The 21572-nt window shown below is 75.3% G+C and carries 26 protein-coding genes; 19 read left to right on the forward strand and 7 right to left on the reverse strand.

Annotated elements, in window-relative coordinates; all coding sequences use genetic code 11:
- Nucleotides 1-2 precede the first annotated feature (2 nt).
- The 3 genes from mshB to I4I82_RS19155 are packed head-to-tail and all read left to right on the forward strand — an operon-like array spanning nt 3 to nt 2000.
- Complete coding sequence (gene mshB, locus I4I82_RS19145; RefSeq protein WP_218593412.1) at nt 3-845, forward strand: N-acetyl-1-D-myo-inositol-2-amino-2-deoxy-alpha-D-glucopyranoside deacetylase; 843 nt, start codon at nt 3-5, stop codon at nt 843-845.
- Nucleotides 842-1261 carry a hypothetical protein gene (locus I4I82_RS19150; protein WP_218593413.1) on the forward strand — a complete coding sequence of 140 codons (420 nt, stop codon included), beginning with the start codon at nt 842-844 and terminating at the stop codon, nt 1259-1261. Before mshB ends, I4I82_RS19150 begins: the two co-directional genes overlap by 4 nt.
- On the forward strand, nt 1254-2000 hold the full coding sequence (locus I4I82_RS19155; RefSeq protein ID WP_218593414.1) for a hypothetical protein: 747 nt from the start codon (nt 1254-1256) through the stop codon (nt 1998-2000). The genes I4I82_RS19150 and I4I82_RS19155 overlap by 8 nt, the downstream gene beginning before the upstream one ends.
- Here the strand turns inward: I4I82_RS19155 and I4I82_RS19160 are convergent.
- Nucleotides 1993-3015: a GNAT family N-acetyltransferase gene (locus I4I82_RS19160; protein ID WP_226370140.1), complete on the reverse strand. Its 1023-nt coding sequence runs from the start codon at nt 3013-3015 to the stop codon at nt 1993-1995. The genes I4I82_RS19155 and I4I82_RS19160 overlap by 8 nt on opposite strands.
- Nucleotides 3016-3122: 107 nt before the next feature.
- Here I4I82_RS19160 and fdxA point away from each other — a divergent pair, with 107 nt between their 5' ends.
- From fdxA to I4I82_RS19175, 3 genes are read left to right on the forward strand one after another with little or no spacing between them, the layout of a single operon-like run.
- Nucleotides 3123-3449 (forward strand): ferredoxin, encoded by a 327-nt coding sequence (gene fdxA, locus I4I82_RS19165; RefSeq protein WP_218593981.1) that lies wholly within the window; start codon nt 3123-3125, stop codon nt 3447-3449.
- A complete protein-coding gene (dapC, locus tag I4I82_RS19170) occupies nt 3446-4525 on the forward strand; it encodes a succinyldiaminopimelate transaminase (protein WP_218593980.1) in 1080 nt (359 codons plus the stop codon). Before fdxA ends, dapC begins: the two co-directional genes overlap by 4 nt.
- A complete protein-coding gene (locus tag I4I82_RS19175; protein ID WP_218593979.1) occupies nt 4522-5706 on the forward strand; it encodes an MFS transporter in 1185 nt (394 codons plus the stop codon). Before dapC ends, I4I82_RS19175 begins: the two co-directional genes overlap by 4 nt.
- Nucleotides 5707-5711: 5 nt before the next feature.
- Here the strand turns inward: I4I82_RS19175 and I4I82_RS19180 are convergent, their stop codons facing one another.
- The 3 genes from I4I82_RS19180 to I4I82_RS19190 are packed head-to-tail and all read right to left on the reverse strand — an operon-like array spanning nt 5712 to nt 8175.
- The gene (locus tag I4I82_RS19180; protein ID WP_226370141.1) at nt 5712-6674 is read right to left on the reverse strand and encodes a CHAD domain-containing protein; all 963 of its coding nucleotides are present in this window, start codon (nt 6672-6674) and stop codon (nt 5712-5714) included.
- 44 nt (nt 6675-6718) lie between these two features.
- Entirely contained in the window at nt 6719-7654 is a 936-nt protein-coding gene (dapD, locus tag I4I82_RS19185) for a 2,3,4,5-tetrahydropyridine-2,6-dicarboxylate N-succinyltransferase (RefSeq protein ID WP_218593978.1), read from the reverse strand.
- A 23-nt stretch (nt 7655-7677) separates the two neighbouring features.
- Nucleotides 7678-8175 carry a helix-turn-helix domain-containing protein gene (locus I4I82_RS19190; RefSeq protein WP_218595916.1) on the reverse strand — a complete coding sequence of 166 codons (498 nt, stop codon included), beginning with the start codon at nt 8173-8175 and terminating at the stop codon, nt 7678-7680.
- A gap of 328 nt (nt 8176-8503) precedes the next feature.
- Here I4I82_RS19190 and dapE point away from each other — a divergent pair, with 328 nt between their 5' ends.
- The 9 genes from dapE (at nt 8504) to I4I82_RS19235 (ending at nt 14441) form a co-directional block, all read left to right on the forward strand.
- Nucleotides 8504-9565: a succinyl-diaminopimelate desuccinylase gene (dapE, locus tag I4I82_RS19195; protein WP_218592671.1), complete on the forward strand. Its 1062-nt coding sequence runs from the start codon at nt 8504-8506 to the stop codon at nt 9563-9565.
- 37 nt (nt 9566-9602) lie between these two features.
- Nucleotides 9603-10367: an LOG family protein gene (locus I4I82_RS19200; protein WP_172154471.1), complete on the forward strand. Its 765-nt coding sequence runs from the start codon at nt 9603-9605 to the stop codon at nt 10365-10367.
- Between the two features lie 2 nt (nt 10368-10369).
- Complete coding sequence (locus tag I4I82_RS19205; protein ID WP_218592672.1) at nt 10370-10918, forward strand: LOG family protein; 549 nt, start codon at nt 10370-10372, stop codon at nt 10916-10918.
- Nucleotides 10918-11775: a dihydropteroate synthase gene (gene folP / locus I4I82_RS19210; RefSeq protein WP_218592682.1), complete on the forward strand. Its 858-nt coding sequence runs from the start codon at nt 10918-10920 to the stop codon at nt 11773-11775. The genes I4I82_RS19205 and folP overlap by 1 nt, the downstream gene beginning before the upstream one ends.
- A gap of 12 nt (nt 11776-11787) precedes the next feature.
- A complete protein-coding gene (locus I4I82_RS19215) occupies nt 11788-12762 on the forward strand; it encodes a glucosyl-3-phosphoglycerate synthase (RefSeq protein ID WP_218592673.1) in 975 nt (324 codons plus the stop codon).
- Nucleotides 12747-13097, forward strand: a complete 351-nt coding sequence (locus I4I82_RS19220) for a DivIVA domain-containing protein (protein ID WP_218592674.1) — start codon at nt 12747-12749, stop codon at nt 13095-13097. Before I4I82_RS19215 ends, I4I82_RS19220 begins: the two co-directional genes overlap by 16 nt.
- Nucleotides 13094-13597, forward strand: a complete 504-nt coding sequence (locus I4I82_RS19225) for an SRPBCC family protein (RefSeq protein ID WP_218592675.1) — start codon at nt 13094-13096, stop codon at nt 13595-13597. Before I4I82_RS19220 ends, I4I82_RS19225 begins: the two co-directional genes overlap by 4 nt.
- Complete coding sequence (locus tag I4I82_RS19230) at nt 13584-14156, forward strand: DNA-3-methyladenine glycosylase I (RefSeq protein ID WP_218592676.1); 573 nt, start codon at nt 13584-13586, stop codon at nt 14154-14156. The genes I4I82_RS19225 and I4I82_RS19230 overlap by 14 nt, the downstream gene beginning before the upstream one ends.
- Nucleotides 14157-14273: 117 nt before the next feature.
- Entirely contained in the window at nt 14274-14441 is a 168-nt protein-coding gene (locus I4I82_RS19235) for a DUF3117 domain-containing protein (RefSeq protein ID WP_084211001.1), read from the forward strand.
- A gap of 96 nt (nt 14442-14537) precedes the next feature.
- On the opposite strand, the gene glgA is transcribed toward I4I82_RS19235, so the two are convergent.
- On the reverse strand, nt 14538-15731 hold the full coding sequence (gene glgA / locus I4I82_RS19240) for a glycogen synthase (protein WP_218592677.1): 1194 nt from the start codon (nt 15729-15731) through the stop codon (nt 14538-14540).
- A gap of 113 nt (nt 15732-15844) precedes the next feature.
- Between glgA and glgC the strand changes: the two genes are divergently transcribed.
- Nucleotides 15845-17104 carry a glucose-1-phosphate adenylyltransferase gene (glgC, locus tag I4I82_RS19245; protein ID WP_172154457.1) on the forward strand — a complete coding sequence of 420 codons (1260 nt, stop codon included), beginning with the start codon at nt 15845-15847 and terminating at the stop codon, nt 17102-17104.
- 59 nt (nt 17105-17163) lie between these two features.
- On the opposite strand, the gene I4I82_RS19250 is transcribed toward glgC, so the two are convergent.
- Both I4I82_RS19250 and I4I82_RS19255 read right to left on the reverse strand, forming a co-directional pair.
- The gene (locus tag I4I82_RS19250) at nt 17164-17619 is read right to left on the reverse strand and encodes a DUF6918 family protein (RefSeq protein ID WP_218592678.1); all 456 of its coding nucleotides are present in this window, start codon (nt 17617-17619) and stop codon (nt 17164-17166) included.
- Between the two features lie 96 nt (nt 17620-17715).
- Nucleotides 17716-18363, reverse strand: coding sequence for an O-methyltransferase (locus tag I4I82_RS19255; RefSeq protein ID WP_218592679.1), 648 nt, complete (start codon nt 18361-18363; stop codon nt 17716-17718).
- 236 nt (nt 18364-18599) lie between these two features.
- Here I4I82_RS19255 and sigE point away from each other — a divergent pair, with 236 nt between their 5' ends.
- From sigE to I4I82_RS19270, 3 genes are all read left to right on the forward strand, one after another.
- A complete protein-coding gene (gene sigE, locus I4I82_RS19260) occupies nt 18600-19211 on the forward strand; it encodes an RNA polymerase sigma factor SigE (protein WP_218592680.1) in 612 nt (203 codons plus the stop codon).
- A complete protein-coding gene (locus tag I4I82_RS34495; protein ID WP_218595917.1) occupies nt 19208-19903 on the forward strand; it encodes a zf-HC2 domain-containing protein in 696 nt (231 codons plus the stop codon). Before sigE ends, I4I82_RS34495 begins: the two co-directional genes overlap by 4 nt.
- Before the next feature lie 104 nt (nt 19904-20007).
- Nucleotides 20008-21558: a S1C family serine protease gene (locus I4I82_RS19270; RefSeq protein ID WP_218595918.1), complete on the forward strand. Its 1551-nt coding sequence runs from the start codon at nt 20008-20010 to the stop codon at nt 21556-21558.
- The last annotated feature ends 14 nt before the right edge of the window (nt 21559-21572 follow it).

Below are 21572 nucleotides of genomic sequence, written 5' to 3' on the forward strand. Positions count from 1 at the left end.
GCATGGGTCGCCGGATCGTGCTCGTGCACGCCCACCCCGACGACGAGACGCTGACGACCGGCGGCACGATGGCGGTGCTCGCGGCGGCCCCCGACACCGCCGTCACGCTGGTGACGTGCACCCTCGGCGAGGAGGGCGAGGTCATCCCGCCCGCGCTCGCCGGGCTCGTGCCGGCGGAGGCCGACCAGCTCGGCGGCTACCGCATCGGCGAGCTCGCCGGTGCCTGCGCGGCGCTCGGCCTGAACGACCACCGCTTCCTCGGGGGCGCGGGCCGCTGGCGCGACTCGGGCATGGCCCTGGCCGGTCACGGTGTGCGCGCCGCCACACCCGAGGTGCTGCACCCGCGGGCGTTCGCGGCGCCCGGGGCGTTCGAGGCGGAGGTCGACGCGCTCGTCGCGGTGCTGGAGGAGGTGGCGCCCCACGTGGTGGTCACCTACGGCCCCGACGGCGGCTACGGCCACCCCGACCACGTCCGCGCCCACGAGGTCACCGTCGCCGCGGTGGCTCGGGTGCCCGCACGGCTGTTCTTCACCGTGATCGCCCGCTCGACCCTCGACGCGGGCCTCGCCGGGTTGGCCGCCACGCCCGGCGTGCCGTTCGCGCTGCCCGCGCCCGACGACCTGCCGAGCGTCCCGGACGCGGAGGTGACCACCCGGGTGGACGTGTCCGGGGTGCGTGCGGCGAGGATCGCCGCGATGCGGGCGCACGCCACGCAGATCTCGGTGTGGGAGCGGGAGGGTGACGGGGCGGTGGCGTACGCGATGAGCAACGGGGTGGCCCAGCCCCTGCTGGACGTCGAGGAGTTCGCGGGCCCGCCCGGCGGCCTGTTCGGGGACGGGGCGTGACGGCGCCCGCGCCCGGCGGCACCGTGCCGCGGGAGATCGCGCCACGGGGCGAGTCGCGGGTCGTCGGCGTCGCCGCACTCGTGCTCCTGGTGTTCGACGGCGCGCTGCTCGGCGCGTTCGGCGTCGCCTTCGCGCAGATCCACTCCGGCGGGATCCCGGTGCCGATGGGCGTGGTCCTGACGGTGCTGATCCTGCCCTGGCTGGTGCTGCGCGCGGGCGAGGTCGACGACCGGCCGGGCGTCGCGGGCGCGCCGCTGGTCGCCTGGTTCCTGGTGGTGGCCGTGCTGGCCGTCACCGGGCCGGGCGGGGACATGATGGTGCCGCTGAACTGGCAGTCGGGCGCGCTCGTGCTCGGGGGACTGGGCGCGGGGCTGTGGGCCCTGCGCCGCGTGGTGGACGGGGAGCCGGATGGCTGAGTCGATCACCGACGGCGCGGTCGTGGCGGTGCTGCGGCCCTTCGTGCGGGCCACGCGCCCGCTGCTGGACGGCCTGCGCGAGACCGACCCGTTCGGGCTGCGGGCGCGGGTGGCGGACGTTCCCGCGGACGACGAGCGCGGCCTGCGTGAGAAGGTCCTCGACTTCCTGGCCTCGGTCGAGGTGCCCGGCACGGCGGCGTGGGCGTCGATGCGGCCCGCGGAGCGCTCGCGCTGGTGGGTGCGCCGGGTCGGCCGGTTCACCACGCTGATCGCGGCGGTCCCCGGCATCGGGGGCGCGGTCGCGAACCGGCTGCCGGTCTCGGCGGCGCTCGGTGCCGCCGGTCAGGGGCTGCTGCTCGTCGCGATCGCCGGCGAGCACGGCGTCCACGACGAGGACCGGCTGGTCGGGCTGCTGGGCCGGGTGCTGTTCCGCCGCGAGCTGGTGGTGGAGGCACCGACCGCGGCGGCCGACGCGGCGGCCGACGCCCGCGCCGCCGAGCTCACCGGCGACCTCTCCGACTCCCGGCCCACGCTGCAGCGCGTCGGGTCGGTCGTGTGGCGGCTGGGGCGGGCGCTGTGGTCGGTCGAGGGCGAGCTCGACAAGCGCCCGCACGGCAACTGGTTCCACTCCGCGCTCGGCAACCTCCCCGTCGTCGGGGCCGTCGGCAAGTACCTGGGGGAGTGGTCGGGGCTGCAGCGCGCGGCGCGCGAGGCCGAGGAGCTGCTCGGGGTCACCTGACCGGCACGAGGTGCCGGTAGCGGTGGTGCTCGGTCCAGCCGGTCGACGCGTACAGGGCGCGGGCGCCGGTGTTGCGCAGCGCCACCTGCAGCACGCCGAACCGGGCGCCGCGGCCCCGGCCCCATGCCGCGGCGGCAGCGACCAGGTCGGTGCCCAGGCCCCGGCGGCGCGCGGCGGGCACGACCTCGAGCCACGCCAGGTGCAGGTGGTCCTCGACGACCGACGCGCGCACCTGGCCCACCGCGGCCCCGCCGGCGTCGCGGGCCAGCACGTACGCCGTGGGCACGTCCCGCGGCGCGACGACGTGCGCCTGCACCGGGGTCGGGCGGGCGCCGTGCAGCCCGAGCGCCCACCAGTCGTCGTCGGGGCGCTCGGGGGTGGTGACCGTCCAGGGCCCCGGCCCCGGCCCCGGCCGCGCCCCCGGCCCCGGCCCCGCCCCCGGCTGCGACTCCGGCTTCGGCGCGGCGTCGAGCGTCCGCAGGTCGGCCACCAGCACGGCGACCTCCGCCCCGGCGCCGTGCCCGACGTCGATGGTCCAGCCGGCGCGGCCCACCGCGGTGTCCCACGGCGATCCCGCGGGCACGGTCACGCGCGGCGGGACGCCGTGGGCGGCGGCGAAGGCGCGCACGGCGTCGAGCGCGTCCGGGACCGGCATCCCGGGGTCGCCCAGGGCGAGCGCGGTGTTGGCGCGCGCGGTGTAGCCGCCGGCCGCGCGCAGCCGCCACGCGCCCATGCGCTGCTCGACCAGCGCGGGCCAGGCGTCGGCGCACAGCTCCTCCAGGCGCGCCACGACCGCCCACGACGGGCGGCGCGGCACCGCGGGCGGCACGGCCCGCACGGCGACGACGGCGTCGCGCCGCACGCGCACCGGGCCGCGCCGCGTCTGCACCGTCACCGCGTCGGCACCGAGGGTCAGCTCGCCGACGGCGTCGCTGTGCAGCGGGCGGCCGTCGCGCTCGCCGACGCGGTGGCGCAGCGAGACCCGTCGACCGTCGAGCGACTCGGGGAGATCCACCGGTCCATCCTCCGACGACGCGCGTCACACCGCCCCGGCTGGGTCCCGGGGCCTCCGCCGATACATACTGTGGGCCGTCCTGAACTGCCCGAGTGGAGGACCCACCCGTGACCTACGTGATCGCCGAGCCCTGTGTCGACCTCCTCGACAAGGCGTGCATCGAAGAGTGCCCGGTGGACTGCATCTACGAGGGTGGCCGGATGATGTACATCCACCCCGACGAGTGCGTCGACTGCGGAGCCTGCGAGCCCGTCTGCCCCGTCGAGGCCATCTACTACGAGGACGACGTCCCCGAGCAGTGGACGGCCTACACCAAGGCCAACGTCGACTTCTTCGACGACCTGGGCAGCCCCGGCGGCGCGTCCAAGGTCGGCAAGACCGATCTCGACGTCGAGCCGGCGAAGAGCCTGCCGCCGCAGACGCACGACGAGTGATCGGGCTCCCCGACTTCCCCTGGGACTCCCTCGCGGGGGACCGGGCGCTGGCGGAGGCCCACCCCGACGGGATCGTCGACCTCTCGGTCGGCACGCCCGTCGACCCGATCGCGCCGGCCGTGCGGGCCGCGCTGTCCGGCCCCGCGGCCGACGACCCCGGCTACCCCACGACGCACGGTCCCACCACGCTGCGCGTCGCGGTCGCCGGGTCGCTCGCCCGCCGGTTCGGCGTCACCGTCGAGCCGGTCGCCGTGCTGCCCACCATCGGCTCCAAGGAGCTCGTGGCGTGGCTCCCGACGCTGCTCGGGCTGGGGTCGGGCGACACCGTCGTCATCCCGGAGCTCGCGTACCCGACCTACGAGGTCGGCGCGCGGATCGCCGGCGCCACCGCGGTCCGCTCCGACGGCCTCACCGCCCTCGGCCCGGCGCGCGTCGGCCTGCTCTGGGTCAACTCGCCCTCGAACCCGACCGGCAAGGTGCTCCCGCCCGAGCACCTGCGCAAGGTCGTGGCCTGGGCGCGGGAGCGCGGGGCGGTCGTGGCGTCGGACGAGTGCTACCTGTCCCTGTCGGACGGGGCCACCTCGATCCTGCACCCGGACGTCTGCGGCGGGTCCCACGAGGGCCTGCTCGCGGTCCACTCGATGTCGAAGTCCTCGGGCCTCGCCGGCTACCGCGCCGGGTTCGTCACCGGTGACCCGTCGCTGGTCGCGGGCCTGCTCGAGGTGCGCAAGCACGCCGGCATGATCGTCCCCCGGCCCGTGCAGGCGGCGATGGAGGCCGCGGCGTCGGACGACGCCCACGTGGCCGCGCAGGCCGCCGTCTACGCCGCCCGCCGCGCCCGGCTGCGCGTCGCGCTGGAGAAGGCGGGCCTGCGCGTCGACCACTCCGAGGCGGGGCTCTACCTCTGGGCCACCGCGGGCGAGCCGGGCCGCACGACGGTCCGGGCGTTCGCCGAGCAGGGCGTGCTCGTGGCGCCCGGCGAGTTCTACGGTCCCGCGGGTGCGCAGCACGTGCGCGTGGCGCTCACGGCCGCCGACGAGCGCATCGACGCAGCGGTGGTGCGGCTCAGCCCGTGACGCTCTCCTCCCGACCCACGGCGGTGCGGCCGTGGGTGGTCCTGCTCGGCCTGCTGGCGCTGGCCGCGAACCTCCGCGCGTCGCTGGCCGGTTACCCGCCGCTGCTGGAGACCGTCCGCGCCGAGCTCGGGACGTCCGCGGGCGTCGCCGGGCTGGTGCAGGCCGGGGCCGTGCTGATGATGGGCGTCGGCTCGTTCGCCGGGCCCGCGGTGGGCGCGCGGTTCGGGCGCGAGCGCGCGCTCGGCGGCGCGGTCGGGCTGGTTGCGCTCGGCGGGGTGCTGCGCGGGATCCCCGCGCTGGCGTCGCTGATCGGCGGCAGCCTCGTCGTCGGCGCCGGGATCGGGCTGGCCGGCGTGCTGCTCTCCGGGGTCGTCAAGGAGCACCTGGAGTCGCGGGCCGGCGCCGCGACCGGCGGCTACGTCGTCTCGATGATGGTGGGGGCCACCGTCGCGAGCGCGGTCGCCGTGCCGCTGTCGGTGGCGCTGGGCGGCTGGTCGTGGTCGCTGGCGGTGTGGGCGGTGCCCGCGCTGGTCGCGGTCGCGGTGTGGACGCCGATCGCGCGGCGCATCCCGGTGCCCGAGCGCACCGGGCAGCGGAGCCTGCTGCCCTGGCGCGACCCGTTCACCCGGCTCACCGCCTGCTACCAGGCCGGCACGTCGGTCATGTTCTACGGCTGGCTCACCTGGCTCGCGCCCTACTACGAGGGCCAGGGTTGGAGCCCGACGCAGGCCGGGCTGCTGCTCGCGGTCTGGAGCGTCACGCAGATCCCGGCCGCCCTGTTCGCGCCCGCGCTGGCCGAGCGGCGCAGGCGGTGGCGGTTCTGGGCGTCGCTGACGCTGGCGTGCGGGCTGCTCGGCACGGTCGGTGCGGCCGCCCTGCCGATGCCCCCGGTGCTCGGCCCGTGGGTCTGGGCCGTGCTCATGGGCATCGGCGTCGGCGCCGGGTTCCCGCTCGGGCTCACCGTGATCGCCTGGCGCACCCCCGACGGCGCGGCGAGCGCCGCCACCAGCGGGTTCGCGCTCGGCGTCGGCTACACCGCGGCGGGGCTGGCCCCGCTGCTGATGGGCGTGCTGATCGACCTGACGCGGAGCTACCCGGCGGCGATCGCCGTCCTGCTGGCCGCGGGGGCGCTGCAGGCGTTCGCGATCGTGAGGATCGGGGATCGCCCGGCTACACCGTGACGCCGCTACACCGTGACGGCCACGACCTGCTCCCACGCCGCCCACCACTCGCCGCGCTTGGCCTCGGCGCGGGTGCGCTCGCGCTCGACGAGGCGCCCGGCGACGAACACGACGTGGGCGTCCAGCTCGCCCGTGCCGGCCTCGATGCCGTCGAGCAGCCCGCGGATACGGGTCTCGGCCACGCACGCGTCCTGGTGGTCGCCCAGGACCTCCTGCAGCTCGGCGGTGGCGCCCAGCAGCTTCTTCACGGCCTTGCCGGTGGGCGTGCCGGACAGGGCGGGCGCCACCAGCTCGCCGGTGTAGCGCACGCGCTTGCCGAGGATGCGCAGGGCGTGCAGCTCGGCGTCGGGCGGGTCCTCCCCGGCGCGGCGGACGGCCTTGTGCATCCGCCCGATCTCCTTGCGGATGAGGTCGACGAGCTCGGGCTGCTCCTGCGTGGCCGACGGCGTCGGCAGCGGCAGCCGCACCGCGTCGGCGATGCGCTCCACCAGCGCGGTGTAGCGCGGGGCGTCGAGCGCGGTGAGCATCTCCGCGCGCGCCGCCACCCGCTCGGCCTCCAGCGCCCCGACGAGCACCCCGCCCGCCTCCTGCTCCGCCGCGGGCAGCGCCGCGACCTCCGCGCGCAGCCGCAGCAGCATCACGTCGAGGTCGCGCACCGGGCCCAGTGCGCCGCCGAGCCAGCCCAGCTCGGCGCGGAGGCCGTCGGCCCAGACCGGGTCGAGCAGCGGCCGGGCCGCCTTGAGCGCCGCGCGCATGCGCCGCACCGACACCCGCATCTGGTGCAGGTCCTCGATGTCCTCCCCGGTCCGTGTGCCCGGGTCGTGCGCCAGCATGGCGCGGAGCCGCAGGTCCAGGGCGGCGCGCACGTGGTGCGGCGGGGCGTCGGTGGCCGCCGCGAGGAACGGGGCGGGGAGGTCGAGGGACTCGACGGTGACGCGGCGGCGGCGTCGCGGGGCGGCAGTGGGCACGACCGCGGAGCCTAGTTCCCGGCCGTGCCGACCCGTCGCGGAGATCAGTTCTTGTGCAGATCCGCGTTGAGCGCGATGCCGTCGCCGGTGCGGGGGAGCACCTCGACGGCGCCGGTCACCGAGTTGCGGCGCAGCAGCAGCCCGTCGCGGCCCGAGAGCGTGCGGGCGGCGGCGGTGGTGCCGTCGGGCAGCACGACCTTCGTGCCGGCGGTGACGTAGAGGCCCGCCTCGACCACGCAGTCGTCGCCCAGGGAGATGCCGATGCCCGCGTTCGCGCCGATCAGGCAGCGGCGGCCGACGGAGATGACCTCCTTGCCCCCGCCCGACAGCGTGCCCATCACCGAGGCGCTGCCGCCCAGGTCGGAGCCGTCGCCGACGACCACGCCGGCCGAGATCCGGCCCTCCACCATCGACGCGCCCAGCGTGCCGGCGTTGAAGTTGACGAAGCCCTCGTGCATGACCGTGGTGCCCTCGGCCAGGTGCGCGCCCAGGCGGACGCGGTCGGCGTCGGCGATGCGGACGCCGGTGGGCAGCACGTAGTCGACCATCCGCGGGAACTTGTCGACGCCGAACACCGTGACCGGCCCGCGCGCCTTGAGCCGGGCCCGGGTGAGTTCGAAGCCGGTGACGGCGCACGGCCCGTAGTTCGTCCAGACGACGTTGGCGAGCAGCCCGAACAGGCCGCCGAGGTCGACCTCGTGCGGCGCGACGAGCCGGTGGCTCAGCAGGTGCAGCCGCAGGTAGGCGTCGTGGGCGTCGACGGGCGGGTCGGCCAGCGAGGAGATCTCGGTGCGGACGACGACGGTGGACACGTCGCGACCCCCGTCGGCCCCGGCGAGCGGCTCGAGGTCGGACATCACGTCCGGGGCGTCCGGCCCGAGCGCGGGGGCCGGGTACCAGGTGTCGAGGACCGTCCCGTCGGCGGTGACGGTGGCCAGGCCGGTGCCGGAAGCGCCCTCGCGGCGCGGTGCGGTGCTCACGGACCGACGGTATCCCGTGCCGGTCAGTACGAGTCCGGGTACCGGCGCAGCCACTCCCGTGCGGTCGTCGGCGGTGGCAGGTGGCGGGTCTGCGCGACCCGCACCTCCCACCGCGACCGCGCGCGCTGCGCGTCGCGCCGGCGGCGGTCCCGGTGGAAGGTCTCCGGCGGCCGGCTCAGCCCGTACCGATCGCCCCACCACTCACCGTCGACCGGGTCCAGCACAACGTCCAGGTGCGAGGGGTAGCGCCGCTCGGCGCCGTCGCGCAGGTCGTCGCGGTCCTCCTCCATGGGACCCAGCAGCCTCCCGTCGCGGTCGACCGCCACCAGCGCCACGTCCGCCGCTGCCAGCACGGCTCGCAGCGTCGACAAGCTCGGGAGGAGCCTGCCCGCCTCGATCCGCGCGATCGTCGAGTGCGACACGCCGGCCCGCTCGGCCAGCTCCCGCTGCGAGCAGTCCGCCCGCCGCCGTGCGGCGCGGACCAGACCGACGACGTCGAAGTCACCCGGAGCGATGCCCATGGCGCCGATGCTGCCCGCCGGTCGGGTCGAGTGGCGCCCAGGACGCCCGGCCCTGTGGACTACCCGGCCAGAGGGGCGCCCACGTCCCCTCCCTGTGGACAACCCGCCCCGCCCCGTCACCCCGCCCCGCCCCGCCCCGTCACCCCGCCGCGCCCCCTTTGCTCTGGACACCGATACGCACCAGCGCCTGCCAAGCGGTGCGTATCGGTACCCAGAGCAAAGGGGAGGGGCAGGGGGACCTGGTGACGGACCGGGCGGGCTCCGGCGGGGACCGGTGCGGACGTGGTCGCCGTCCGGGAACGGGTCGCCCCGGCGGTACCGTCGCCCCGTGACCCGCCTCGACCTCCTCGCCGACCCGATCGACCTCTGCGCCGCCCTCGTCGACACTCCCAGCGTCTCCGGGGACGAGGCCGGGCTGGCGGACGCCGTGCAGGCCGCGTTGAGGGAGCAGGCGCCCCACCTCGAGGTCCTCCGCTCCGGCGACGCCGTGCTGGCGCGCACGCGGCTCGGCCGGGAGCACCGGGTGCTGCTGGCCGGGCACCTCGACACCGTGCCCATCGCCGGCAACCTGCCGAGCCGGCGGGAGGGGCACCTGCTGCACGGCTGCGGGACGTCGGACATGAAGGCCGGGGTGGCGACGATCGCGCACCTCGCGGCGGCCGTCGCGCAGCCGCGCCACGACGTCACCTTCGTCTTGTACGACTGCGAGGAGGTCGAGGCCGAGCGCAACGGGCTGGGGCGCATCGAGCGCGACCACCGCGACTGGCTCGTCGCCGACCTCGCCATCCTCGGCGAGCCGACCAACGCCGGGGTGGAGGCGGGCTGCCAGGGCACGCTCCGCGCCGAGATCACGACGCGCGGGCACCGGGCCCACTCGGCGCGCTCCTGGCTGGGCGACAACGCCATCCACGCGGCCACGCCCGTGCTGCAGCGCCTGGCCACCTACACCCCGCGCGACGTCGACATCGACGGCTGCGTCTACCGCGAGGGCCTGCAGGCGGTGCGGATCGCGGGCGGGGTCGCCGGCAACGTGGTGCCCGACGAGTGCGTCGTCACCGTCAACTTCCGCTTCGCCCCCGACCGCGACGCCGCCGCGGCCGAGCGCCACGTCCGCGAGGTGTTCGACGGCTTCGACCTCGTGCTCACCGACCTCTCCCCGGGCGCGCTGCCCGGCCTGACGGCCCCCGCGGCGGCCGAGTTCGTGGCCGCGACCGGCGCCGCACCGAGCGCCAAGTACGGCTGGACCGACGTCTCGCGCTTCGCCGCACTGGGCATCCCGGCCCTCAACTACGGCCCCGGTGACCCCAACCTCGCCCACACCCGCGAGGAGCACGTCGACACCCGCCAGATCACCGAGGCCGTGGACGTACTCCGCCGGTTCCTGTCCTGACACAGCTCGAGCCGAGCCGATCACTACCCTGGCGCCCATGAGCCCACGCGGTGACCAACGGCCCGAGGAGAAGCAGAGGGGCCCCGTCGTGCTCCGCGGGGAGCGCCGCAAGGAGGCCACCACCACCGACCAGCGCCTCCTCGACTCCCGCGGCCCCAGCGACTGGGTGCACACCGATCCGTGGCGGGTCATGCGGATCCAGGCGGAGTTCGTCGAGGGCTTCGGGATGCTCGCCGAACTGCCCCGTGCGGTCACGGTGTTCGGCTCCGCCCGCACCCCGCGCGACCACCTCGAGTACGCCCAGGGCCGCGCGCTGGGCACCGCGCTCGCCGAGGCCGGGTACGCCGTGATCACCGGCGGCGGGCCCGGCGCGATGGAGGCGGCGAACAAGGGCTGCTCCGAGGCGGGCGGCCTGTCGGTCGGCCTGGGCATCGAGCTGCCGTTCGAGCAGGGCCTCAACGACTGGGTCGACCTCGGCATCAACTTCCGCTACTTCTTCGCGCGCAAGACGATGTTCGTGAAGTACTCGCAGGCGTTCGTCTGCCTGCCCGGCGGGTTCGGCACCCTCGACGAGCTGTTCGAGGCGCTGACGCTGGTGCAGACCAAGAAGGTCACCAAGTTCCCGGTCGTGCTGCTGGGCAGCGACTACTGGGGCGGGCTCTACGACTGGATCGCCAAGTCGGTGCTGGAGAACGGCAAGATCGGCGAGAAGGACCTCAAGCTGCTCCACGTCACCGACGACGTCGACGACGCCGTCCGCGTCGTCCACGACGCCTACAAGGCGTGGGAGGACGCGCACTAGTCATGAAGGTGTGCGTCTACTGCGCGTCGATCGAGACGATCGCGCCGCACTACCCCGCCCTCGCCGCCGAGGTCGGCACGGAGATCGCCGCGCGCGGCTGGGAGCTGGTCAGCGGCGGCGGCCTGCGGTCGATGATGGGCTCGGTCGCGCGGGCGGCCCGCGCGGGCGGCGCCCGGACGACCGGGGTCATCCCGCGCTCGATGGTCGAGCGCGAGTGGGCCGACCGGGAGTCCGACGAGCTGCTGGTCACCGAGACCATGCGCGAGCGCAAGGCGCTGATGGAGGTCCACGCCGACGCCTTCCTCGCCCTGCCCGGCGGGCTGGGCACCTGCGAGGAGCTGTTCGAGGTGTGGACCTCGGGCTACCTCGGCATGCATGCCAAGCCGGTCGTCCTGCTCGACCCGGACGGGCACTGGACGGGCCTGCTCGACTGGGTCCGCGGCCTGGGCGAGCGCGGCTTCGTCACCCCGGAGGCGGTCTCCCGGCTCGTCGTCACCACCGACGTCGCCGCCGCGCTCGACGCCTGCGGGCGTGCCACCATCGGGACGTGATGCGCTTCGGCACCCGCGAGCCCGCCCAGGACCGGGCGCTCGTGATGGCCATCGTCAACCGCACCCCCGACTCCTTCTACGACCGCGGCGCCACGTTCTCCGACGCCGCGGCGATGGCGAAGGTCGACGCGGCGGTGGCCGAGGGCGCCGACATCGTCGACATCGGCGGGGTCAAGGCCGGGCCGGGCGACGAGGTGGACGCGGCGGAGGAGGTCCGACGGGTCATCCCGTTCGTGGCGGCCGTCCGCGACCGCCACCCCGACGTCGTGATCAGCGTCGACACCTGGCGCGGCGAGGTCGGCAAGCTGGCGGTGGCCGAGGGCGCCGACCTGCTCAACGACACGTGGGCCGGCGCCGACCCGACGCTGGGCGAGGTCGCGGCGGGCACCGGGGCGGGGATCGTCTGCTCGCACACCGGGGGAGCGGTGCCGCGCCGGCGCCCGCACCGGGTGCGCTACGCCGACGTCGTCGCCGACGTGCTCGCCGACGTCGTCGGGCAGGCCGAGCGGCTCGTCGCGCTCGGCGTGCCGCGCGAGGGCATCCTCATCGACCCCACCCACGACTTCGGCAAGAACACCTTCCACGGCCTCACGCTGCTGCGCCGCGTCGACGAGCTCGTGGCCACCGGCTGGCCGGTGCTGATGGCGCTGTCCAACAAGGACTTCGTGGGGGAGGCGCTCGGTGTGGAGCTGCACGAGCGCCTGGAGGGCACGCTCGCGGCCACCACGCTCGCCGCCGCCGCGGGCTGCCGGGTGTTCCGCGCCCACGAGGTGGCCGCGACGCGACGTACGGTGGACATGGTCGCGGCGATCGCGGGTACCCGTGCTCCCGTCCGCACCGTCCGCGCACTCGCCTAGCAGGAGACTCCCGTGCAGCCCAGCGCCGAGGCGTGGTTCGCCCGCCGTACCTGGCAGGAACCGGCGTGGACGGTCGACGGGCTGGTGGCGTGCAAGGCCGGGCGCCGCGTGTCGGTCGTCCTCCCCGCGCTCGACGAGCAGGACACCGTCGGCGCCATCGTCACCGCCATCCTCCCTCTCACGACCGGCCCAGCCCCGCTGGTGGACGAGCTGGTCGTCGTCGACTCCGGGTCGACCGACAGCACCGTCGAGCGCGCGTCGGCCGCGGGCGCGCGCGTCGTGCACCGCGCCGACGTGCTGCCCGGACTGGAGCCGCTGCCGGGCAAGGGCGAGGTGCTGTGGCGCTCGCTCGCCGCCACCTCCGGCGACGTGGTCTGCTTCCTCGACTCCGACCTCGTCGACTTCGACCCGGGCTTCGTGCCCGCGCTGCTCGGCCCGCTGCTCGCCGAGCAGGGGGTGGCGCTGGTCAAGGGCTTCTACCGGCGCCCGCTGCGGGTCGAGACCACCGACAGCACCGAGACGTCCCAGGGCGCCGGCGGCGGGCGCGTCACCGAGCTGGTCGCCCGCCCGCTGCTGGCCGCGCTGCGTCCGGAGCTGTCGGGGATCGTGCAGCCCCTCGGCGGTGAGTACGCGGCCACGCGCGCGCTGCTGGAGGCGGTGCCGTTCGCCACGGGGTACGGCGTCGAGATCGGGCTGCTGCTCGACACGCACACCCGCCTGGGCCTCGACGCGCTGGCGCAGGTCAACCTCGGCGTGCGCAAGCACCGCAACCGGTCGCTGCTGCAGCTCGGGGTGATGTCGCGCCAGATCGTGGCGGCCGCGCTGTCGCGGTGCGGCCTGGCCGACCCGGGTGGTGCCCTCACCCAGTTCGTCCAGGTGGGCGGGGAGTGGCTGCCGTCCACCACCGACGCGCCGGTCGCGGAACGGCCGCCGATGGCCGCGGTGTCGGGCCTCCGTGGTTCCATCACCGGGTGGGGACCGCGCTGATCTACCTGTTCGTCGTCGTGCTCGTCGCGGCGGCGTTCTTCGGGGTCGCGGCGCTGGTCTTCGGCCGCGGCGAGGAGCTGGCGCCGCTCGCGCCCGACGCCACGCCCACCCGACTCCCGTCGGGCGAGATCGCCGGCGAGCACGTCCGCGAGCTCCGGTTCCCCCAGGCCGTGCGGGGCTACCGGATGACCGAGGTCGACTGGGTGCTCGACCGCCTCGCCGACGAGCTCGACCGCGTCGGCGCCGAGCGTGACGGCCTGCTGGGCCGCATCGCCGAGCTCGAGGCGGGCGTCGCGAGCGGCGACGAGCGCGGGCTGGGAGGATCGGCGTCATGACCAGCAGCGCACATCCTCAGCGGGTCGAGCTGACCGTTCCCGTCGACGTCAACGCCCCCGCCGAGGCGGTGTGGCGCACGGTCACCGACTGGCCCGGGCAGGGGGACTGGATGCTCGGCACGCGCGTGGAGGTCACCAACGGCGGCGACGGCCGCGAGCTGGGGGCTCAGCTGCGTGCGGTCACCGGCATCGGCCCGCTCGGCGTCGCCGACACGATGGACATCGTCGAGTGGGATCCCCCGAAGCGCTGCGTGGTGCGCCACACCGGCAAGGTCGTGCAGGGCGACGGCGTGTTCGAGGTCGTCGAGCTCGGCCCGGAGCGCGCGCGCTTCCTGTGGACCGAGCTGCTCGACCTGCCGCTGGGCGTGCTCGGCCGCGCCGGCTGGCCGCTGGTGCGCCCGGCGTTCCGGGCGGGCGTCGAGATGTCGCTGCGGAAGATGGCCCAGCAGTGTGAGAAGGAGTACCGGCGCGAGCGGGACGGGCGGGGTGCCGGACTCTAGGGTCCGGTGCTCGTGGGCGGGTTCCGCGCCCGAGTACACCGCCTACCACGACGAGGAGTGGGGACGTCCGCTGCGCGGGGTCACCGCGATGTTCGAGCGGCTGAGCCTGGAGGGCTTCCAGTCCGGTCTGTCGTGGATCGTCATCCTGCGCAAGCGGCCGGCGTTCCGCGAGGCGTTCGCGGGCTTCGAGCCGTCGGCCGTGGCCGCGTTCGGCGAGGCCGACGTCGCCCGCCTGCTCGCCGACGCCGGGATCGTCCGCAACCGTATGAAGATCGAGGCGACGATCGCCAACGCGCGCGCGGTGCTCGGCCTCGACACCCCGCTCGACGAGCTGCTGTGGTCGTTCGCGCCGGCCTCGCACGTCCCGCCCGCGACGGTCGCCGACGTGCCCGCCACCAGCCCCGAGTCCGTCGCGATGGCCAAGGAGCTCAAGCGGCGCGGGCTGCGGTTCGTCGGACCGACCACCTGCTACGCGCTGATGCAGGCGGCCGGACTGGTCGACGACCACGTCGCGGAGTGTTGGCTGGCCGCTCCGCAGCGTGAACCTTGCGCGGATTGATCGCTCCGGTTGCGACCCTGTCCCTCCGATGAGGAAAGATGGGTGCCGGGCATCCCGGCCCGCGCTCTCCCCGGCGCGGCGGTGCCGGAGCAGAACTGGACGACGGAGGAGTACGAGATGGCGGCTATGAAGCCCCGTACCGGTGACGGTCCCCTGGAGGTGACCAAGGAGGGGCGCGGCATCGTCATGCGCGTCCCGCTGGAGGGTGGTGGCCGCCTGGTCGTGGAGATGTCGGCCGAGGAGGCCAGCGACCTCGGCGACGCGCTCAAGGCCGCATCCGGCTGACGCACCGCGGGCCTACCACGTTCCGCCGCACGACACGGCACCCCCGCGCGACCCTGCGCGGCGGGTGCCGTTCGTCTTTCCGCAGGGGTGGGCGGTTCAGAGCAGCGCGCGGTAGATCTCGACGGTCCGCTCGGCGGCCTGCTCCCACGCGAACTCGCGCACGGCGCGCTCCCGCCCGGCGGCGCCCATCTCGGCGGCGCGGGCGGGGTCGGCGAGCAGGGCGTTCACGGCGTCGGCCAGGCCGGTGCGGAACGCCTCCTCCTCGTGCTCGTGGCCGGAACCCTGATCGGAGAAGTGGACCAGCGTGCCCGTGACGCCGTCGTCGACGACCTCCGGGATCCCGCCCACGTCCGACGCCACGACGGCGGTGCCGCAGGCCATCGCCTCGAGGTTGACGATGCCCAGCGGCTCGTAGACCGACGGGCAGACGAACACGGTGGCCGCCGAGAGCAGCTGCCGCACGTCGGCGGCGGGCAGCATGCCCTTCACCCACACGACGTTGCCGCGCGAGGACGCGAGCTCGGCCACGGCCTCCTCGGTCTCCTCGGCGATCTCCGGGGTGTCCGGGGCACCGGCGCAGAGCACGACCTGCGCGGCCGGGTCGATGCCGTGCGCGGCCGCGACGAGGTGCCCGAGGCCCTTCTGGCGGGTGATCCGCCCGACGAACACGACCATCGGCCGGTCGGGGTCCACGCCCGCCGCGCGGACGGCGTCGCGCCGCTCGTCGGGGTGGTAGAAGTCGGTGTCGATGCCGTTGTGGACGACGTGCACGCGCGCCGGGTCCAGCGCGGGGTAGCAGTCGAGGACGTCGGTGCGCATCCCGGCGCTCACCGCGATCACGGCGTCGGCGTACTCGTAGGACGTGCGCTCGACCCAGGACGACAGCCGGTAGCCGCCGCCGAGCTGCTCGGCCTTCCACGGCCGGCGGGGCTCCAGCGAGTGCGCGGTGACGACGTGCGGCACGCCGTGCAGGATCTTCGCCAGGTGCCCGGCCATGTTGGCGTACCAGGTGTGGGAGTGCGCGAGGTCGACGCCGCCCAGATCGTTCTGGCTGAGCCCCGCCACCATCGACAGGTCGACGCCGAGGGTCTGCAGCGCGGGGTTCGCACCGGCGAGCGCACCGGGTGCGCGGTGCGCGTGGGTGTCGGATGCGTCCGGACGGGGTTCCCCGAAGCAGTGGACATCGACGTCGACCAGCGACCGCAGAGCAGGCACCAGGTGCTCGACATGGACCCCGGCCCCCCCGTAGACGTCGGGCGGGTATTCACGGGTGAGCAGGCCGATGCGCACGCCGTGCACCGTAGCCGCCCCGGGCGTTCGGCGCGCTGTCGTCTTCTGCACGCTCCCAGCTGTGGCCGCGCACGGTGTCGGCGCACTAGGGTCAGCACCGTGACGGTGCGGGGATGGCTGCTGTGACGGGCGCTCGGCTGTCGGCCGCCGCGCCCCGCCCTCTGTCGGCCAACGTGCTGGGGATCGTCCTGGCGGGTGGCGAGGGCAAGCGGCTGTGGCCGCTCACCGCCGACCGCGCGAAGCCCGCGGTGCCCTTCGGCGGCAACTACCGGTTGATCGACTTCGTGCTGTCGAACCTGGTCAATGCCGGGCTGCACCGCATCTGCGTGCTCACGCAGTACAAGTCGCACAGCCTCGACCGCCACATCTCCACGACGTGGCGGCTCTCCAGCGTGCTCGGGCAGTACATCACCACGGTCCCGGCGCAGCAGCGGCTCGGCCGCCGCTGGTACACCGGCAGCGCCGACGCGATCTTCCAGAGCCTCAACCTCGTCTACGACGAGCGGCCCGACTACATCGCCGTCTTCGGCGCCGACCACGTGTACCGCATGGACCCGGCGCAGATGATCACCCAGCACATCGAGAGCGGCGCGGGCGTCACCGTCGCCGGGATCCGGGTGCCGCGCGCGGAGGCGAAGGCGTTCGGCGTCATCAACTCCGACGAGTCCGGGAAGATCATCGAGTTCCTGGAGAAGCCGTCCGACCCGCCGTCGGTGCCCGACGACCCCGACGTCACGTTCGCGTCGATGGGCAACTACGTCTTCACCACGGAGGTGCTGCTCGAGGCCCTGCGGGCCGACGCCGAGAACGGCGACTCCGAGCACGACATGGGCGGCGACATCATCCCCCGCCTGGTCGACGAGGGGCAGGCCTCGGTCTACGACTTCGCGGAGAACGTGGTGCCCGGCGCCACCGACCGCGACTCGGGCTACTGGCGCGACGTCGGCACCATCGACGCCTACTACGAGGCGCACAACGACCTGTGGTCGGTGCACCCGATCTTCAACCTCTACAACGACCGCTGGCCGATCCGCACGGCGTCCGCGCCGCTGCCGCCGGCCAAGTTCGTGGAGGGCGGCATCGCCCAGGACTCGATCGTCGGCTCCGGCACGATCATCTCCGGGGCCATCGTGCGCCGGTCGGTGATCAGCCCGAACGTGCTCGTGCACGCGGGGGCCGAGGTGTCCGACTCGGTGATCCTGCCGGGCGTGCGGATCGGTCGCGGGGCCGTCGTGCGCGGGGCGATCCTCGACAAGAACGTGCAGATCCCCGACGGCGCGCTCGTCGGCGTCGACCTGGCCACCGACCGGGCCCGCTACACCGTCAGCCCGGGCGGGGTCGTCGTGCTCGGGAAGGGCATGACCGCGCTCTGACCCCCCGTGAGCGGCAACCGTGGCCGGAGCCACGATCGCCGCTCACGAGGCTGCTGCGGTCAGACCGCGGCGCTGGCGTGCTGGTCGATCAGGCGGCCCAGGCGGGGCAGCGCCTCCTCGACGTTCTTCTGCCCCTGCGGGCGGAGCTTGCTGTAGACCTTCTTGACGGCGTCGGAGCTGCTGCCCTCGGCGCGGCGGTCGCTGACCGACAGCAGGGCGTTGGCGGCCTCGGCCGGGCGGGCGGAGAGGTAGGCGCCGAAGTCGGTGCCCGCGCTCGCGCGGTAGTCGGCGTAGAACGGCTCCAGCGCGGTGGCGAAGTCGGGCAGCATCTTGTCGACCGCGCTGGTCACGATGCCCGGCTTGACCTTCTTGACCGTGGCGTACCCGGTCTTGATGACGGCGCCGGAGACACCGCCGGAGTCCGAGACCTCCTGGTCGACCAGCGTCTGGAGGTCCGTCACGACGGTGGGGCGCCGGGTCGGGTCCAGCAGGATGGCGTTGAGGGTCTGCGTCACGGGTGTGTCGTCCTTTCTGATCCGTTCACCGAGGCATCTCGGCCGGGCAGGACGGTAATGCAAGATCCACTGTGTGACACGGGCGGGGGACCTGGATCAGGTGACGACCACCGCGGCCAGCAGTCCGTCGCCCAGGGGCAGCAGGAGCGGCACGAGGCGCTCGTCGTCGCGGACCTGGCGCGCGACCTCGCGCAGGGCGACGCTGCCCGGGTCGTCGGCGGCGGGGTCGGTGACGCCGCCGGTGAGCACTCCCGCCATCGCCACGACGCCGCCCGGGCGCAGCAGCCGCACGGCCTCGTCGAGGTAGCGGGGGTAGTCGGTGCTGCTGGCGTCGACCGAGACGAGGTCGTAGCCGCCGTCGGTGAGCCGGGGGAGGACCTCGAGGCCCATGCCGTTGATCAGCCGGAGCCGCCCGGGGGCGAAACCGGCGTCGCGGAACGCCGAACGGGCGACGCGCTGCGCCTCGGGGTCGACGTCGATGGACGTGAGCACGCCGTCGGGGCTCATGCCGCCGAGCAGCCACAGCCCGCTGACGCCCGCACCGGTGCCGATCTCCACGACCGCCCGCGCCCCGATCGCCGCCGCGAGGAAGCGCAGACCGGCGCCGCCGCCGGGACCGATCGGGGCGCATCCCATCGCGTCGCCGCGGGCGCGCGCGTCGCGCATGACGTCGTCCTCGGCGAGGTACCCCTCGACGTAGTCGCGGACGGCCCAGGGGTAGCCGTCGTCCGTGCGGACGGTCATGGAGGGAAGGTTACTGTGCCGCTGCAGATCACTGTGCCGCTGCTCGCGAGAGGGGGTGCCGCGCTTTCACAGGTTCCTCTCAGTCGGTTCTCACCCCCCGTTCACGAGGATGGGGCACCGTGGTGCACAGATCGGCCGGGGTCGTCGGCCGGTGGAGCGGATCCGGGGGAACTCCCCGGACGCCGCGGACGTTGCCCCGAGCAGCACGACCCGCGCCGAGAGGGTTCGAGAAGATCATGACCGACGGCCTGGCCACCGCCACCGCCTCCCAGTCCGCGGGGACGGTGCTGCCCGGTGAGGGTGCGCCGTGGACCCCGCCGACGTGGGACGAGGTCGTGCGCGAGCACGCGGACCGGGTCTACCGCCTCGCCTACCGCCTCACGGGCAACCCGCACGACGCCGAGGACCTCACCCAGGAGACGTTCGTCCGGGTGTTCCGCAACCTCGCGTCCTACCGCCCCGGCACGTTCGAGGGCTGGTTGCACCGGATCACCACCAACCTGTTCCTCGACATGGTCCGCCGCCGCGCGCGCATCCGCATGGAAGCGCTGCCCGACGACTCCGAGCGCATCCCCGGCCGCGGGCCCGAGCCCGAGCAGGTCTTCTCCGACACCCACCTCGACCCGGCGCTGCAGGCCGCGCTCGACGAGCTGCCGCCGGAGTTCCGCGCCGCCGTGGTGCTGTGCGACGTCGAGGGACTGTCCTACGAGGAGATCGGCGCCACCCTCGGCGTGAAGCTCGGTACGGTGAGGAGCAGGATCCACCGCGGCCGCGCCGCGCTGCGTGCCGCGATCGAACGCGACCGGGCCGCTGCGGGCGCGCCGGTGCAGGAGGAGGTCAGGGCATGAGCGAGCGTCGGCTGTTCACGGTGAACGCGCCCGACTGGGGTCAGACGCACCTGACCTCGGACGCCGTCGTGGCCTTCGTCGACGACGAGCTCGCCCAGCGCCCGCACGCCCGCGCCTCCGCCCACGTGGCCATCTGTCCCGACTGCGCGGCCGAGGTCGTCGCGCAGCGGCAGGCCCGCACCGCGCTGCGCGGGGCGTCGTGCCCGTCCCTGCCGTCCTCGCTGCTGATGTCGCTGCGCTCGATCCCGCAGGACACCGAGCTGCCCGGGCCGCCCGCCGGGCTGGCCGTCACCGACGAGGGGCAGCTCGTGTCGGTGCTGCGCAGCGAGCCGGCTCCGGCCGCCGCACCCGCCGCACCCACGGCCACCGCCGCACCCACCGCCACCGCCGCACCCACCGCCGTCGACCACGGCCGCCGCCCGCCCGCCGCGCGCCGCATGCGGTTCGGTGCGGGCGCCGCCGTCTCCGGGCTCGCCATCGGCGCCCTCGCGCTCGGCGCCGCCACCCTGCCCGCCGCCTCCGTCCCCGCGCCCACCGCCGACCGCGGCGTCCTGGGCGGTTCGCTGCTCAACCCCGCCGGCGCGCTGCCCGCCCGGCTCGGTCTCGAGGCGCAGACCTCCGCGGCCGACGACGCCCGCCACGGCGGCCTCGGCCGGCTGCCCCGCGCGTTCCTGCGCCACGGCGTGCGCTGACGTCCTGGCCCTCCGCGCCGGAACCCGGTACGCGGACTTCACCCCGGCTGCGGCAGGCTGGCGGCGGCCCGCCCCGCCCGCCGTCCCAGGAGTCCCCGCCGCCGATGAGTGACCGCGCGACCCGTGACGCCGACCGGGACCCGGGCCCCTCGGCGGCCGAGGCGCCCCCCGTCGACGACGTCCCGGCGGAGCCCGCCGGGCCACCGCGCCTCGCCCCGCGCCCCCTGGACCGCCCCGAGGTCGACGAGGCCGCGGCCTCGGTGTTCGGGCGCCCCGCGGGCCTCGACGGCGGGTTCGCCACGCCGGCCGCCCGCGCCGTCGCCCCGCCGGTCCCGACGATCGCCCCGCCCGCGCTCGCCGCGGCGTTCGGCCGTCCGGCCTCCGTCGCCGGCTCGTTGCAGCGCCCGCCCGACGGCGGCCCGGCCGGTCCCGGTGCCGACGACCCGTTCTGGGCCGGCGCGGAGGACGACCCGTGGCGCGACCCCGACAGCGGCGTCGCCCTCGGCCCGCCCGCCGTCGACGACGAGCGCCCGGCCGCGGCACCCGCCGGCGAGGGCGCCCGGCTGAGCCTGCGCGAGGTCCTGTTCGGCCGTCGCGTGCACCCGCGCGCGCTGGCGCTGCTGGCGGTGCTCGCGCTGGCCGTCGGCGCGGTCGGCGGACTCGTCGGCCGCCTCACCGCCGACGGCGCGAACGCGCTCACCGAGCCCGGCGCCACGATCGCGTCGGCCGTGCCGGCCAGGGAGCGGCCGCCGGGGTCCGTCGCCGACATCGCCCAGCGCGTCGTGCCCGCCGTCGTCTCGATCGAGGTGCGCGTCGGGCAGGAGGGCGGCACCGGCTCGGGCGTCGTGATCGACGGGAGCGGGTTCGTCCTCACCAACAACCACGTCGTCGCGCCGGCCGCCGAGGTCCCGGGCGCGACGATCGAGACCGTCTTCAGCGACGGCACGCGCACGCAGGCCGCGATCGTCGGGCGCGACCCGAAGACCGACCTCGCCGTGATCCGGGTCGGCGTCGCCAACCCCGTGGTCGCGCAGGTCGGCTCGTCGGCCTCGCTCGCCGTCGGCGACGCCGTGATCGCCGTCGGCTCGCCGCTGGGGCTGGCCGGCACCGTCACCGAGGGCATCGTCAGCGCGCTCGACCGGCCGGTGCGGTTGGAGGGCGGCAACGTCAACGCCGTCATCGACGCCATCCAGACCGACGCCGCGATCAACCCCGGCAACTCGGGCGGCCCGCTCGTCGACTCCACCGGCGCCGTCGTCGGCATCAACACCGCGATCAGCAGCATCGGCGGCGGCGGCGAGGGCGGCTCGATCGGGCTGGGGTTCGCCATCCCGATCGACGACGCCCGCGTCATCGCCGAGGAGCTCATCCGCACCGGCGTCGTGAGGCACGCCGACCTCGGCGTCAACGCGCGGTCGGTCGAGGACGACACGTCGGCGGGCGCGCAGGTGCAGAACGTGCAGCAGGGCGGGGCCGCCGCGGCCGCCGGGATCCTCGAGGGTGACGTCATCGTCACCCTCGGCGAGCGCAGCATCGCGGGCGCCGACGAGCTCGAGGTGGCGGTCCGCGAGTTCGAGCCCGGGGTCACCGTGCCGGTGCAGCTGATCCGCGAGGGGCGCCCGCTCACGGTGTCGGTGGTCCTGGCCTCCGACTGAGCCAGTAGGATGAC

Source organism: Pseudonocardia oceani, assembly GCF_019263585.2.
GTDB lineage: Bacteria > Actinomycetota > Actinomycetes > Mycobacteriales > Pseudonocardiaceae > Pseudonocardia > Pseudonocardia oceani.